Origin of the sequence: Streptomyces humidus (assembly GCF_014649655.1) — a bacterium.
Classification (GTDB): Bacteria; Actinomycetota; Actinomycetes; order Streptomycetales; family Streptomycetaceae; genus Streptomyces; species Streptomyces humidus.
The window spans coordinates 23053-36721 of record NZ_BMTL01000056.1; the positions used below are offsets into that span (position 1 = coordinate 23053).

The following is a 13669-nucleotide window of genomic DNA, read 5'->3' on the forward strand; positions in this document are numbered from 1 at the left end:
GTCAGTTCCCACCCGACTCACCCTGCTGCGCCTGCTGGGCGCGCTCCTCAGGCGACGGACCGAAGGTGTCGTCCAGCGCCTGGTTCCACTCGTCGTCGGAGATGCCGAGCGCGTCGTTGAGCACCTCGGACCGCCGGCCTCCCTGCCCCTCGGTGAGGACGGTGCGGCCGGTGTCCTTCCACGTCTGCTCCATCTCCTGACCGGCCCGGTCCCATGACTCGGCGCTCCAGTCCGGGTCCAGGGAGTCCGGAGTGATGACGTCGCCCCAGTTCTGCCGGGTGATCTCCTCCTCGGTGGCGTGCGGGTTGCCGCCCATCACGGAGTTGACGCCCACCTTCAGCGCGCCCGCGACGTACTGGTCGTGTTCCCACTGGGTGCCCGCCGCCAGGCCGAGGCGGTTCGCGAGCGCGCTGGCATCGCCGACCAGGGCGCGCACGCCCCACTCCCAGCGCTCGCAGAAGTCCTCGAAGTCGACCGAGAGGCCATGATGTCCGGCCTCCATCCCGGTCATCGACAATCCCGAGAACCCCTTGCCCGTCACCGACCCGGTGGCACCGCCCAGTTCACCGAGCTCGTCGATGGTCGCGCCCACGCCCTGGGTGAACTTGGCTACGGCTTCCCTGCCGAGCCGGATGTCCATGCCCTCACCGCCCATGACCGCGCCCCTCCCTCATGCCGGCGTCGACGGCGACCGCGTCCGGGACGATGCCGACGACCGGCGGGAAGAACATCGACCCGTCCTCGGTGGCTATGTCGACGGCGAGGCCCGCGGGCTCGTCCAGGGACGGCACGACCTCGTCGACGATCCGGGCGCCCAACAGCGCCGCGTAGTCCATGGGCTGATCACCCGGCCCGTGCCGCAGGGCGAACCGGGCCAGCGCCGCCTCGTCGGTGAACCCACAGATCCACCGCACCCCGCCCGACCGCGCCGACCACAGGCCGCCGTCCGCCGTCGGCACCAGAAGAACCGACCGCCGCATCTCGCCGACCAGCGCCCGAGGATCACCAACACCCGCTCTCTGCTCGGCGATCCGCTCGGCAAGCGCCGTCCCTGCCTGCTCCACAGCCCCTCCCTCGCTGTTGGCGACTGATGGCACTGTAGGTCAGGACGTGCGCGCAGCTGTCGGTGGTTCGCCGGACGCTCATCAGTCCGACGCCGCCGACGGGCGCGTTCGCGACTCGTCGCTCGACCTGTTTCCCTCCGTGCAGCGGTTCGAGCGGTCGGATTGATCTCTGTAACTCGCTGACCTGCGGGTTCGTGAGTGAGGTGCCTGCATGCGCGACGCCTTCAGAGGGGCGTTCGGAGATTCTTGACGCTCGGATGACGCTCGCAGCGGAGGTCTTTGCTGCACCCCCTCAGGCGCTGCGAGCCGCTATCTCGGGCCCCACGTCTTCAGGGGACGCGGCTCGACCGCGCCAGCCGTGATACCGGTCAGGTATCATGGCCGTATGGCGATGACACTCCGGCTCCCCGACGACCTTGACGCGAAGCTCACCGAGCGGGCTCGTCGGGAGGGCCGCAGCAAGCAGGAACTTGCCATTGAAGCCATCCGCGACGCCCAGGACCGGGCCGAGCTGAAGGTCGATGACGTCCTGGCCGAGCTCATGGACAGCGATGCGGAGATCCTGGACTACCTGAAGTGACCGGCGTGCGCTATATCAAGATCGACGAGATCCTGGCCATCGCCCGCACGGTCAACGGTACCGAGCACAGTGTGCGTGACATGGGCCTTCTGGTGTCGGCGATCGAGCGACCCCGTACGAATGTGTTCGGGGCCGAGCTGTATCCCACGCTGCACGAGAAGGCTGCGGCGCTGCTGCACTCCGTCGCCCGCAACCATGCGCTGATCGACGGCAACAAGCGCACTGCCTGGCTCGCCATGCGTGTCTTCCTGCGGTTCAACGGCGTCAGCGCGAGTACCGTCCCGCCGCCCGTTTCCGTGGCCGGCCCGTTCGTCGAGGACGTCGCGCAGGACAACGTCGATGTACCGGCGATCGCCAAACGTCTGTCGGCATGGTTCCCCGTTTACTGACGTTCGACGAGGCGAGGGCGCCTCATGTGGAGTGCGTGGCGGAAGAGGTCGGGGAAGTCCCACAGCAGGTCCTGGCTGCCGAACATGTCCGCGAGGAACCTCTCCCGTTCCACCCGGTCCGCGTAGGGGGAAGCGATCAGGAACGTCGCGGACCAGCCGCCGTCGAACTTCGGTTTCGTCGTCACTGCCTCATCTGATCCGTACCGCCGGAGGCTGGAAGCCGCCTTGGTGGGAATCGTGCCTTTCACGATGTCCTCGTGGGTCACCGGGGCACCGGGGTCCGTGGGGAGGCTCTGACCTGGTCTTTTCCCTCACTCGCTCAGGCCGACACCTATCCGATGACGCATCACGTGGAGTGCGTGGCGATTCTGGAGCCGGTCGCGAAGGGCTCCTGACCTGCGGTTTTGTTGCTCTGGTGGGTAGCTCGACCTGTTTCCCTTCGTGACGCGATGTCGAGGATGACGGCGACCGGTGCTCGCCTCGGACGAGGTCGGCCGCGTGGCTTGAGGGTTCATCCGGTGAGGGCGAGGTTGTGCGGCCGGGCGATGCAGAGCACGGCGTGGTGGGCGCCGTCGCACCTGAAGCGGCAGTCTCGGAGAGCGCAAGTCCCGAAGCCGTCATCCACATCGCGGTGATCGACCTCGAGCGGGGCGCGAGCGCCTCGACGCACCGGCGAACGGAGGTGCTGGCGGCATTGACAGCGCAGGTCGCCGCTCGCATATTGGGAGCGCTCCCACTCTCTGCGCCTCCATCCTTTTCTCGGAGAGAGCTGTCATGAACGCGACCTTATTGCGCGTGTGTCGACGCTGCCTGCCGCTGTGGGCGTTGATGATGACCGTGGCCGCGGTGGCCGTTCCCGCCCTCGCGGCGCCGCGCGCACAGGGCGCGGCCGCGGGCTGCGCGGTCACCTACACCCCCAACGAGTGGACCGGTGGCTTCACCGCCCAGATCCGCGTCACCAATCTCGGCGCCGCCCTGAACGGCTGGCGGCTGGAGTGGAGGTACAGCGGCGACCAGCAGGTCACGTCCGCCTGGAACGCGCAGGTCACCCAGTCCGGCAGCGCGGTGACCGCCGTCAACGCCGCGCACAACGCCGTGCTCGCCACCGGCGCGTCCGCGGACTTCGGGCTCCAGGGCACCTGGCGCACCGCCGACCCGGCCCCCACCGCCTTCGCCCTCAACGGCACGCCGTGCGGCGGGACCGCGACCCCCACGCCGACGGAGACCCCGACCGCGTCGCCCACCGCCACGCCGACGGACCCGGTGCCGACCGGATGTGCCGGAGCGGCCGTCTGCTCCGACTTCGAGGACCAGACCGGCACCGTGCCCTCGGGTGCCTGGCAGACGACGGCGCCCGACTGTCAGGGCGCGGGGAAGGTCAGCGTCGACAGGTCCGTCGCCTACAGCGGCACCAGGTCGCTGCGCGTCGACGGCGGTGCCGGCTACTGCAACCACGTCTTCGCCGCTTCCACCCGTGACCTGTCCTCCGTCGGGCCCGTGGTGTACGTCCGCATGCGGGTCCGGCACACCACCGCCCTGCCCACCGGCCACGTCACCTTCGTGTCCATGCCGGACGCCTCGCAGGGCGGCAAGGCGCTGCGCGTCGGCGGGCAGAACGGCGCGCTCCAGTGGAACCGCGAGACCGACGACGCGACGCTGCCGGAACAGAGCCCGGCGGGGGTCGCACTCAGCACGCCGCTGCCGGCCGGCCGGTGGCTGTGCCTGCGGTTCCAGATCGACACCACCGCCCAGTCCATGCGCACGTGGGTCGACGACCAGGAGGTCGCGGGACTGCGGGTGGACGGGGTGCCGACCCAGAACGTCGACGGGCAGTGGCTCGCCCGTGCGACCCCTCCCCGTCCCACCGGCCTGCGCCTGGGTTGGGAGAGCTACGGCACCGGAGACGACACGCTCTGGTTCGACGACGTTGCCCTCGGCTCCTCGCCGATCGGCTGCTGACACCCGTGTGCCGACGGGTGGGGACTGGGCCGGCCGGGCTCCGCGCCCGGACGGCCGAGTGCTCGCCGCGGCCGTGGCGTTGAGCGGATCAGGAGCGCCCGCCCCGGTGCGGGACGGGCGCCGCCGACCAGGCAGCTACCGAACAGGCCATGGCCCGGCGCGAGGGCCGGTTCAGCCGAGTGGGACCCCGGGCTGGCGCCCGCGCCCACCTGCTCGGACTGCTGTCGTGTGCCGAGCGGAAAGACTGCCGGCAGCTGGCCGAACAGGCAGGCCATGCGCGGCTGGGGCCGATGCAAGGGCTGCTGCGCCAGGCCCGCTGGGACGCCGACGCCGTCCGCGACGACATCCACGCCTACGCCGTCGAACACCTCGGCGCCCAGGGCGCGGTGCTGATCGCGGACGAGTGCGCGGCGATTCCGGAGCCTGCCCCAAAGGTGCTTTGAACTGCGGTTTTGCTGGATTGCTCGGATGCGTCCGGGTGTGCTCGACCTGTTTTCCGAAGTTCACGGCGCGGAGCGTGTCCTGGCATGAGGGAGGCGTCGGCTCAGTCGGCGGCGAGCAGGTGGGCGGGGGCGATCCGGGACAGCCCCCGGATCGGCACCGCCAGAGCGGCCACCACCAGGGCGGTCGCCGCGAGCGTGGCCAGCAGCGCGGCGCCGGCGACCGTGAACAGGTGTCCGTGCAGCACGCCCCGGCCGAGGGTCAGCACCCCGGCCAGACCGGCCACCGCACCGGACAGGCCGCCCAGCAGAGCCAGTCCGATTCCTTCGTAGAAGGTCAGCTTCGCCAGCTCGCGGTTGGTCCAGCCGGTCGCCCGCAACACCGCGAGATCGGCGGCGCGTTCGCGCTGCGAGATGACCAGGACGTCGATGGCGCCGGCGGCACCCAGCAGCAGGGACAGGGCGACGCTGAGGTAGTCGGCCTTACGTGCCTGCGCCACCACGGCACTGCCGAGCAGCGACCCGGCCACCTCGCCCCGGAAGGCCAGCGTCAGGGCGAGCAGCACCGTGAAGGCGGCCACTCCCAGCGCCAGCCCTGCCGCACCCAGCAGCGTGCGGCCCCGCACCCGCAGCAGATTGAGCACGGCCAGTCCGGCCACCGAACGCACCGGGCGGGCGCGGCGGGCCGCCGTCACCGGGGGCCGGACGGCTTCCATCGGTCCCAGCCGGGTGGCGAGCCAGGCGGGGATCAGGCCCGCCGTCGTGGCCAGGAGGAGCGCCACCGGGAGCACGAGGAGTGACTTGGCGCCGGCTTCCGGCTGTCCCAGCACCCGGCCCAGCACGTACGCGAGCACCGCGCCCGCGGCTCCGGCGGCCAGCCCGATCACCGCCAGTTCGGCGAGGACCAGGCGCAGCACCTCGCCCCCGCTCCAGCCAAGGCAGCGCAGCGTGCCGATCTCGATGCGACGTGAGCGCACCGAGGCCAGCGCCGCCTGGCCGATGAAGAGCGCGCACACGACGAGGACCAGAACGAAGAGCACCGCGCTCTTGGTGTCCACCGCTCTGAGAATGCGCAGCGCCACACCCTTGGCGACCCAACGCTCCGTCACCTGCGCCGAGGAACTCAGCGCCACCGTCTGCGGCGCGGGCGAGCTGCCGACGGTGACGTCGACCTGGAGCCGGGGGTAGGTGGCCCGGATCTTCCCGGCCACCGCGTTCACCCGCGCCCGGGAGGCGGTGTCGACGCCGGTCACTCCGGCCACCCGGATCCTGATCGCGCTGACCGGCGCCTTGTCCTGGAGGCTAGGGACCCGACGGCTCCTGGTGAGCGCGGTGATGGAGTCCATCGTCGTCAGCATGGTGGGCGGCGGGCTGACGTAGCCGCCCAGGTTGCGGTCGGGCTGCAGCGGCTTGCCCCGGAGCCTCGCCCGGGTAGCGCTGTCCGCACCAGTGACCTGCGGAGTCTGGTAGGTCTCCAACGGGGTGTCGGACAGGGGTGAGAAGCCGGGCAGTCTGCCGGTGTCGTAGCGGCCGACCAGGTGGACGAAGGGATTGGGCAGGCGTCCGGAGTCCACACCGTCGCAGGTCCCCAGTCCGATGCAGTCCGTGGCGGCGTGGCTGGTCACCTTCCGGTACTGGGTGCCCTGGTGGTTCTCCTCGGGGACGTTGGAGAACGGCTGCCGGTTCGAGTTGGTGATCCACAGGCTGGGCTTCTGCGGCGGCTGCGGCTGCGCGGCGAGGTCGCCGTCGGAGGTCCGGCGGTAGGTGACCGGGCCGACCGTCCAGTAGGCCCCGGTGTCGAAAGAGTCCTCGCTCAGTGCCTTCCGGTAGCCCTTGCTCAGGTCGACCCGGGTCTTGCCCACCGTGGTGCCGTGCAGGCTTCGGACGAAGCTGCCGGCTGTCGGGTTGCCCAGTTTCGAGGGGAGCTCGGACGGGTCGCCGACGTCGAGCCGCTCGACGGTGGCGTCGAGTGTGCCGGTGGTCAGCGGGTTGTCGCTGAGCAGCGCCGGGATGTAGGAGTCGTGCTGTCCGTGGACGCTCTTGGCGCCCGACACCCTCCACGGCTTGTCCTGTTCGGTGAGCATCCGGCCCGAGGCGATGGTGCCGCCCAGGCCCACCAGCCGGTCCTCGGCCACCGGGTCGACGGCGGCCAGCAGCACGGGATAACTGACCGGAATGTCGATGGTGGCCTTGTCCTGGCCGGACTGGCAGTTCATCCGCGAACTCAGGTCCGGGTCGAACGGCGACCTGTCCCTGAGGTCCTCGGCGATGATGTTCGGCTTCAACGGCAGAGTCAGGTTGAACTCGGTCTGCGCGGTCTTGTCCCAGTTGAAGTAGAAGCAGACGTCGTACTTCCCCTTGATCCGATACCGCTGGGTGCTCTTGTCGGCCGCACCTGCTTCCAGGGTGTCGGACTCGAAGAGGCCGTCCGACTCCGATGCCGACGTCAGGGGGGAGCGGGTGAGGTAGACGTACTCGTCCGAGGTGCGGTAGCTGCCCAGTCCGGAGGTGAGGGTAGGGCTGATGCGCAGGATCTGCCGGGACGCCTTGCCGTCCAGGAAGCGGGACACGTCCACCGCGACGGTGCTCGCCACCATGAGGTAGCCGATGTTGGCGACCGGCGCGGCCACGTCCACCCCGGCCATGCCGCGGATGCGCCGGTACTGGTCCATGGTGATGCCGCCGAACGTGCCGGACAGGAAGTTCGGCGTGACCAGACCGCTCCGCCGCTCCACGTCCGTCTGCGAGTCGGGCGGGCGTACCAGGACGTCGTACGCGGACCGTGCGTTCTTCCGCACCGTGCCCACGGTGGTCGCCTGGCTCGTGCTCACCGTCGCGGTCAGCAGGGTGAAACTGGTCGCCGCCACCAGGATTCCCGCGGCCAGGGCCAGCGCGCGCCCGCGCCGCCGCCGTAACTGATCGAGGATCATCGCCATCACGGGCGCAGGCCCCCCAGCCGGTGCAGCACGTCGCCGGACGGTGTGACGCGCTGGTCCGAGGTGATCCTGCCGTCTTGCAGCCGCACCACCCGGTCGCCGCCCGCGGCGACCTCCGCGTCGTGCGTGGCGATCAGCATCGTCATCCCGTAGCGCTCGCGCAGCGACATCAGCAGGTCGATGATCTCCCGCCCGATGACGCTGTCCAGGTTGCCCGTGGGCTCATCGGCCAGTAACAGTCCCGGCCGGTTGATCAACGCGCGTGCGACGGCGACCCGTTGCTGCTGGCCGCCCGACAACTGCGAGGGCAGGGCATCGGCCCGCTGGTCCAGGCCGACGGCTTCGAGCAGCTCCATGCCGCGCGCACGCCGGTCGAAGTCCACTCTGCGCGGCAGGACGGGGGCGAGCACGTTGTCCAGCGCGGTCAGCGCGGGCAGCAGGTGGAAGCGCTGGAAGACGAAGCCGATACGCCGCCGGTGACGGTCCAGGTCCCGGGGCGCCAGTGGTGTGCCGTCGATCTCGACGTGCCCCTCGTCGGGCTGGTCCATGCCGCCCGTCACATGCAGGACGGTGGATTTGCCGGCGCCGGACGGCCCGGTCAGCATCACCACCTCACCGGCCGCGACCTCCAGGTCGACCTCGTCCAGAGCGGTCAGCCCGGGATACCGACGGCTCACCCCGCGCAACGCCACGCTCACAGCCATTGATGAAGCCTCGCCCTCGTACATCGCGGCACGTACATCGCCGCACCTGCATTGCGACAATTCAGGGGTATGTTGTCACAATGTAGAAGGGACGTATATGCCGCTCCACCACGCCGTGCTCGCGCTGCTGACCCGGCGACCGAATCACGGATACGAACTCAAGGCCCGGTTCGAGGAGGCCGTCGGCCCGCAGTGGGGTGGCCTGAACATCGGTCACCTCTACCAGATCCTCGAACGGCTGGTCCGTGACGGCTATGTCTCGCGCTCACAGGTCACGCAGACCGACCGGCCCGACAAGAACCTCTACACGCTCACCGAGGCGGGCGAGGCCGAGCTGCGCTCGTGGGCGACCACCGCCTGGGTGCGCGTCGGCGGTTTCCGCGACGAGCTGTTCCTGAAGCTCCTCGGCGCTGTCGCGCTGGGCCCGCAGGCCCTGGCCACGCTGATCGAGTCGCAGCGGCAGACGTACCTGTCCGAGCTCGCGGGCCTGGCACAGCAGCGCCGGGCCCACGCCGACGAGCCGCTGGTCGCCGTCCTGATCGACGCCGCCATCGCGCACACCAAGGCCGACCTCGGACTGCTGGACAGCGCCGCACAGCGTCTGGGCCCACTCGCCACGGCACAGAGCGCGCAGGCGTCGGAGGACTCACCCGCACAGGTGCGGGGCGACACCGACGAGGCCGGGGGGCGCGGCGGGATGAGAGAGGACCGTACCGAGTCCGCTTGAGCCCGCTTGAGTCCGCTCGGAGGCACGCGGCCACTTCACGTGAACCAAGCCAGCACCCGCTTGGCCGGATCGTGGCCACTCGTCGCGGCGAGGCGGCCGGCAGCCATGTGGACACTCTGCGTGTCCAGCACCACCAGGGTCGGGGCGCCGGTCGCCAGGCGCGCTCCCTGGCCTGGCAGCGCGGCAGTTCATGGATGGCCTGATCCGTCCCGTCGTCGCGTCAGGCGGCGAAGCAGTAGCGGGTCGCGCTCTTCTGCGGCAGGTCGTGCGGGAGACGGAGACTCACGAACCCGCCCCATCAGGCCGGGAAGCCATCGGGTGTGTGCCACCCCAGCGGCGGAGGGGAGGGCGCGACCGCGCCGACCACCGGGTCGTGGTGGATCCGGTCGGCGGGCACTCCCGCCACGGTCAGCCGGTACACGGCGGCGATGACCATCGCGGGCGGCCCGCTGACGTAGGCGGTGCAGTCGGTCCAGTCTCCGTACCGGGCGACCGCCTCCACCACCGAGCCGTCCTCGGATCCTCCCGGGCCCTCGGTCACCGGGACCACCCGCAGCCACGGGCAGCGGTTCTCCAGGCGAGCCAGGGCCGGCGCGTCGTACAGGTCGTCGGCGGTCCGGGCCCCGACGAAGACGTACGCGCCGGTCCCCGGCCGACGCCGGACGGCCAGTTCCTCCAACAGGGCCCTGGCGGGCGCCCATCCGGTGCCGCCGGCCACGATCAGCACTTCCCGAGTGGGGTCCTCGTCCAAGGTCATCGTTCCCTTGACGGGGCCCAGCCGCAGCGAGTCGCCGACACCGGTCCGCGTCACCAAGGCGTCGCTCAGCCCGCCGGGCCCGGTGCGCCGGATGTGGAACTCCAGCTCGCCGTCCGGCGCGGACGCGCGGGCGAGTGAGTACGGTCGCCAGGCGTGGGGCAGCAGCGGGGACTGGAGGGTCGCGTACTGTCCGGGCCGGTACGGGTACGGCTCGAAGGTGCGGACCCGCAGCACGGCGAGATCGGGCCGCCGTCGCTCGTGGCGGGTCACCGTGCAGCCCCAGGATGCGGGTTCCGCGAGCGCGCCGTCCGCGCCGTTCACCATGGCCGCCACGACGAACCGCAGCATGCGCAGCCAGGCCTGTTCCACGTCGTCGCGCCACCGCTCGCCCGCGTAGCGGCGGAGCGCCTCGGTGAGCGCGTCCTCGAACACCTGGTAGTGCACCGGGCGCACACCCAGCTTGCGGTGGTCGCGTCCCAGCCGGGTGAAGAAGGCGGCCAGCTGTTCCGACCGGTGCAGGTTCTCGATCGTGTACCGGAACGCGTGCTCAAGATGGGTCCGCTGGAACTCCATCGAGTCCGGGAACAGCTTCCGCAGGTACGGGTGCCGCTCGAACATGGCCTCGTAGAGCAGCGTGATGACCTCGCCGAAGGGAGTGACGAGGTCCAGGTTCCGGACGATGAGTTCCTGGTCGGCCGCCCCGTCCCAGGCGCCCGCCTGTCCGGCCGCCGACCCCGTGGCCCGGCCGGACGGTGAAGTCGTCGCTCCCGCGCGCGGGGCGGGGGCGAGCAGCCGGTCGCGCAGACGCATCGCCTCGCGACGGGCGAGCAGGGAGTGGTAGTCCTCGGTCATCGGCAGGCCTGCTTCACGCACACGCCGCACGCCCCGCTGTTCGCGCAGGCGCCGGTCACGGTCGCCGTCGTGGCCGCGGTCCCGGCCCTCGCCCTGCGGACGTAGAACCAGGCCATGTCGGAGGTGACCCCGGCCAGCAGGACCCACACGACTCCCACCCAGGCGCCCCGGGCGAAGGACACCATGGCGGCGGCTGTGGCAAGGACACAGACGGCTGGGGCGAGGACGGCTGGGCGGTGCATCGGGACTGCTTCCTGTCGGGCTCTGTCGTGGTACGTGGGCCGCCACCCGTTCGCATGCCGAACGGCCGTCGGCCGACGCGGCCGGAAAGGGCCATTGCCCCTCGGGGCGGTGGCTGGGAACGTGACCGGACGACGCGTCCGCAGGACATCACCGGGGACAGCCGGCAGAACAGGGCCGTCCGGCCCTGTTACCGGGCCGGACGGCCGTTGTGGCAGAGGGAAGCGGTACTTCCAGGACGGCGGCCGGCACGCCGACGGGCTGGCGGAGGGCTGCTCCACGGAACCGGACCGGGCGCCGGGGGACACGTCATCGCGGGGCCGGGAGCGGAGGTCGCAGCCGAGCGGAGAGAGCATTCGGCCCGGCACACCGACGATCCAACGGGGCGACGGGACCGCTGCGGGCCAAGGACATCTGCGAAGCCTCCGACCGCACCAGCCTGCTGCACGTCGACGGAGCACCCTCCGAGGTCCGCCGTGTGCTCGTGGCACGCCTCTGCGGCCACCCCACCCCGACGATCACGGCCGTCACCCAAGCGATCACTTCGACCGTCTGAACCGCGGCCAAGGCCCGCACAATCGCGAAGGCTTCGACCGCGCTGCCTGAGTGCTGTCAACCGTGTTGCTTCCAAGGGCCCGTATCTGCCCAGGCAGCGGTGCGCGTGCGGGAGCCCTGCCGTCCTGGGATCGGGCGGCAGGGCTCCCGCCCGACGTACGATCGTCAGGCCTCCCCGACGAAACCCGCCCACGTTTCATGCGACACCCGGATGACCGGTCCGGCCGCTGTCTTGGAGTCACGGATGTGCACGACTCCCGTACCGGCCGCGACCTCGACGCACTGGCCACCCTCGGCCCCGCTGTAGCTGCTCGTGAACCAAGCGAGACCGGGTTCGACGGCCGAGGACTCAGAGCTGTTCATAGCGATCTCAGCAACCTTTCCACGAAGTCGAGTGACTCTCGCGAGGGGAGAGCCTGCGATCGGATGATCCCATAGCGGGCGGCGGCGAGAGTCGTCTGCTCCGGCTCGGTCTGAAGAGCGCTGGTTCCCTGGGCTTCGGTATAGACGAACCTCATTCCGTCTTTGCGTGTGATGACAGTGAACGCGCCGTCCACGCCGGCGTTGTGCTCGCGGTCTGTAGGCATGACCTGCATCTCGACGTTCTGCTTCTCGCCGATCAGAAGCAGCTGTTCCAACTGGCCGCGGTGCACGCTCTTGCCTCCCCAGGGGTGTCGCAATGCCGCTTCTTCGAGCACGAAGCTCAGGAGTGGCGCGGGCCAGCGGCTGAAGATGTCCTGCCGGGCCAACCGGGCTGCCACGCGCTGCTCGACGGTCTCCTGGTCCAGGACCGGGCGCCGCATGTCGAGGACCGCCCTCGTGTACTTCTCGGTCTGCAGCAGACCGTTGAGAACGTGGGTGTCGTACGCGAGCAGCTCAAGGGCCTCCTTCTCCAGCTTCGCCATCCCCTGGAAGAACACCGGATACTGAGCCCGCTCCACCTGCTCCTTCCACACCGTCAACAGCCCGCCCGCGTCCAGGACTTCGTCCGCCCGCTCGATGGTCCTGGGCGACGGGATCCGCCGCGCCTGCTCGTACGACGCGATCGTGGACGCCGAGTATCCGATCCGCCGTCCGAACTCCTCGCGCTCCAGGCCCGCCCGCACCCGCAGCGTCTTCATCGTCTGCCCGAACGCGACGACCACGGCCTGGCCGGCCGTGTCCGCCGTCGCCGGACCCGAGTCCTCCGCCGCCACGGTCTCAGCCTTCTCGTCCGTACTCTCGGTCATCGCTACCGCCTCCCTGGCTCAACGCCGCATCGGCGGCCCCGTCACGCCGCGCGTCTCGTACCCGTACCGCTACAACGCGTACAACGGCCGCGTCGGTGCGTCACCACTGGTCACGCTACGCGACCGAAGACACCGTTGTCGGCATGACGAGCCAACTCCCCAGCCCCATCAGCGCCTCCCGACTCACGTGCCCCGGCGACGACTTGAGCCGCACCTTCGAGATGCGTTTCACCTCGACCCCGCGGGGCGTCGACCTCACCGCCTCCAACGCTCCCCTCTACCGCCAGGTCATGCGGGCGTTCCGTGCCGTGGGGCGAGCGTCCTCGCGCGACAGGGTGTGAAGGTGGTCGTGCCAGGTGGAGGGGGCGTCAGTTCGCGTTCGGATGGGGCGTCGCCGACAGGCTCTGCTTGACGTACCGGCTGGTTTCGTCGGCGAGGATCTCGGACAGGCCGGTCTCGATGCCGTCCAGGGCCCGGGCCGCGACGTCGGCGGCGGCGGCCTTCTGGTCGGCGGGCACGCCGGCGGCCATGTCGGTGTCCATGTAGCCGACGTGCAGCGCCGAGACGGTGATGCCGCGGGGCGCCAGCTCGTCGCGGGTGGCGCCGGTCAGTGCCCACGCGGCGGCCTTGGACGCGGCGTAGGAGCCGAGTCCTGCCGGGTGGAACCAGGACAGGGCGGACAGGACGTTGAGCACGGCCCCGCCGCCGTTGCCCTCGATGACCGGGACGAAGGACCGGGTCACGGCGAGCGGGCCGAAGAAGTTGGTCTCCATCTCCCGGCGCACCTCGGTCAGGTCTCCTCCGATCAGCGACGCGCCGGTGGAGATGCCCGCGTTGTTGATCAGCAGTGTCGCGTCGGACGCCACGCGCGCCGCCTCTCGTATCGACGCCTCGTCCGTGACGTCCAGCCGCAGCGGGACGACGCCCGGCACGTCGACCGTCTCGGGGCGTCGGGCCGCGCCGTACACCTTCGCGCCGCGCTCGACGAGCTGGGCGGCCAAGTGCCGCCCGAAGCCCCGATTGGCGCCGGTGACGACCGCGACCGCGTTCTTCAGTTCCATGCTCGCTCCTCGTCGTGGCGGGTGCAGTCGGCCACCCGCAACTGTTTAGATTATGGGTGCAATCTAAACACGGGTCTATGATAGATGCCAGTCGACATCCAAATGGGAGGTGGTCATGGGCCGCGTATCGCAGGCGCAGGCGGAGGAGAATCGCAGGCGGGTGGTGGACACCGCGT

The 13669-nt window shown here is 70.5% G+C and carries 15 protein-coding genes and 2 pseudogenes; 6 read left to right on the forward strand and 11 right to left on the reverse strand.

All coding sequences use genetic code 11. The features are described from left to right. Position 1 precedes the first annotated feature (1 nt). Together IE239_RS38795 and IE239_RS38800 are read right to left on the reverse strand one after the other, a co-directional pair. Complete coding sequence (locus IE239_RS38795; RefSeq protein WP_190154146.1) at positions 2-655, reverse strand: hypothetical protein; 654 nt, start codon at positions 653-655, stop codon at positions 2-4. Next, complete coding sequence (locus IE239_RS38800) at positions 645-1064, reverse strand: hypothetical protein (RefSeq protein ID WP_190154147.1); 420 nt, start codon at positions 1062-1064, stop codon at positions 645-647. Before IE239_RS38800 ends, IE239_RS38795 begins: the two co-directional genes overlap by 11 nt. A 385-nt stretch (positions 1065-1449) precedes the next feature. Between IE239_RS38800 and IE239_RS38805 the strand changes: the two genes are divergently transcribed. Beyond that, entirely contained in the window at positions 1450-1644 is a 195-nt protein-coding gene (locus IE239_RS38805; protein WP_007445201.1) for a ribbon-helix-helix protein, CopG family, read from the forward strand. Beyond that, positions 1641-2033 carry a type II toxin-antitoxin system death-on-curing family toxin gene (locus IE239_RS38810; RefSeq protein WP_190154148.1) on the forward strand — a complete coding sequence of 131 codons (393 nt, stop codon included), beginning with the start codon at positions 1641-1643 and terminating at the stop codon, positions 2031-2033. The genes IE239_RS38805 and IE239_RS38810 overlap by 4 nt, the downstream gene beginning before the upstream one ends. On the opposite strand, the gene IE239_RS38815 is transcribed toward IE239_RS38810, so the two are convergent. Beyond that, complete coding sequence (locus IE239_RS38815) at positions 2027-2218, reverse strand: hypothetical protein (protein ID WP_190154149.1); 192 nt, start codon at positions 2216-2218, stop codon at positions 2027-2029. The two genes, IE239_RS38810 and IE239_RS38815, sit on opposite strands and share 7 nt — an antisense overlap. 589 nt (positions 2219-2807) lie before the next feature. Here IE239_RS38815 and IE239_RS38825 point away from each other — a divergent pair. Together IE239_RS38825 and IE239_RS38830 are read left to right on the forward strand one after the other, a co-directional pair. Further along, the gene (locus IE239_RS38825) at positions 2808-3992 is read left to right on the forward strand and encodes a cellulose binding domain-containing protein (protein WP_190154150.1); all 1185 of its coding nucleotides are present in this window, start codon (positions 2808-2810) and stop codon (positions 3990-3992) included. Between the two features lie 149 nt (positions 3993-4141). Then, positions 4142-4396: pseudogene (locus IE239_RS38830) on the forward strand (transposase); the annotation flags it as partial. Between the two features lie 140 nt (positions 4397-4536). Here the strand turns inward: IE239_RS38830 and IE239_RS38835 are convergent. After that, positions 4537-7362, reverse strand: a complete 2826-nt coding sequence (locus IE239_RS38835) for an FtsX-like permease family protein (protein WP_190154151.1) — start codon at positions 7360-7362, stop codon at positions 4537-4539. Between the two features lie 5 nt (positions 7363-7367). Then, positions 7368-8072, reverse strand: a complete 705-nt coding sequence (locus IE239_RS38840) for an ABC transporter ATP-binding protein (RefSeq protein ID WP_229878701.1) — start codon at positions 8070-8072, stop codon at positions 7368-7370. A gap of 97 nt (positions 8073-8169) precedes the next feature. On the opposite strand from IE239_RS38840, the gene IE239_RS38845 reads away from it, so the two are divergent. Then, positions 8170-8799, forward strand: coding sequence for a helix-turn-helix transcriptional regulator (locus IE239_RS38845; RefSeq protein ID WP_190154152.1), 630 nt, complete (start codon positions 8170-8172; stop codon positions 8797-8799). A 53-nt stretch (positions 8800-8852) separates the two neighbouring features. Here the strand turns inward: IE239_RS38845 and IE239_RS43200 are convergent. From IE239_RS43200 to IE239_RS38865, 5 genes and pseudogenes are all read right to left on the reverse strand, one after another. After that, a pseudogene (locus tag IE239_RS43200) lies at positions 8853-9073 on the reverse strand (IS5/IS1182 family transposase); the annotation flags it as partial. Positions 9074-9097: 24 nt separating this feature from the next. Continuing rightward, positions 9098-10408: a globin domain-containing protein gene (locus IE239_RS38850; RefSeq protein ID WP_190154153.1), complete on the reverse strand. Its 1311-nt coding sequence runs from the start codon at positions 10406-10408 to the stop codon at positions 9098-9100. Next, positions 10405-10650: a hypothetical protein gene (locus IE239_RS38855; protein ID WP_190154154.1), complete on the reverse strand. Its 246-nt coding sequence runs from the start codon at positions 10648-10650 to the stop codon at positions 10405-10407. Before IE239_RS38855 ends, IE239_RS38850 begins: the two co-directional genes overlap by 4 nt. Positions 10651-11368: 718 nt before the next feature. Then, positions 11369-11566 carry a DUF397 domain-containing protein gene (locus IE239_RS38860; RefSeq protein WP_190154155.1) on the reverse strand — a complete coding sequence of 66 codons (198 nt, stop codon included), beginning with the start codon at positions 11564-11566 and terminating at the stop codon, positions 11369-11371. Continuing rightward, the gene (locus IE239_RS38865; RefSeq protein WP_190154156.1) at positions 11563-12432 is read right to left on the reverse strand and encodes a helix-turn-helix domain-containing protein; all 870 of its coding nucleotides are present in this window, start codon (positions 12430-12432) and stop codon (positions 11563-11565) included. The genes IE239_RS38860 and IE239_RS38865 overlap by 4 nt, the downstream gene beginning before the upstream one ends. A gap of 143 nt (positions 12433-12575) precedes the next feature. On the opposite strand from IE239_RS38865, the gene IE239_RS38870 reads away from it, so the two are divergent. Next, entirely contained in the window at positions 12576-12773 is a 198-nt protein-coding gene (locus tag IE239_RS38870) for a hypothetical protein (protein WP_190154157.1), read from the forward strand. A gap of 27 nt (positions 12774-12800) precedes the next feature. On the opposite strand, the gene IE239_RS38875 is transcribed toward IE239_RS38870, so the two are convergent. Further along, positions 12801-13493, reverse strand: coding sequence for an SDR family oxidoreductase (locus tag IE239_RS38875; protein ID WP_190154158.1), 693 nt, complete (start codon positions 13491-13493; stop codon positions 12801-12803). Positions 13494-13669: the final 176 nt, after the last annotated feature.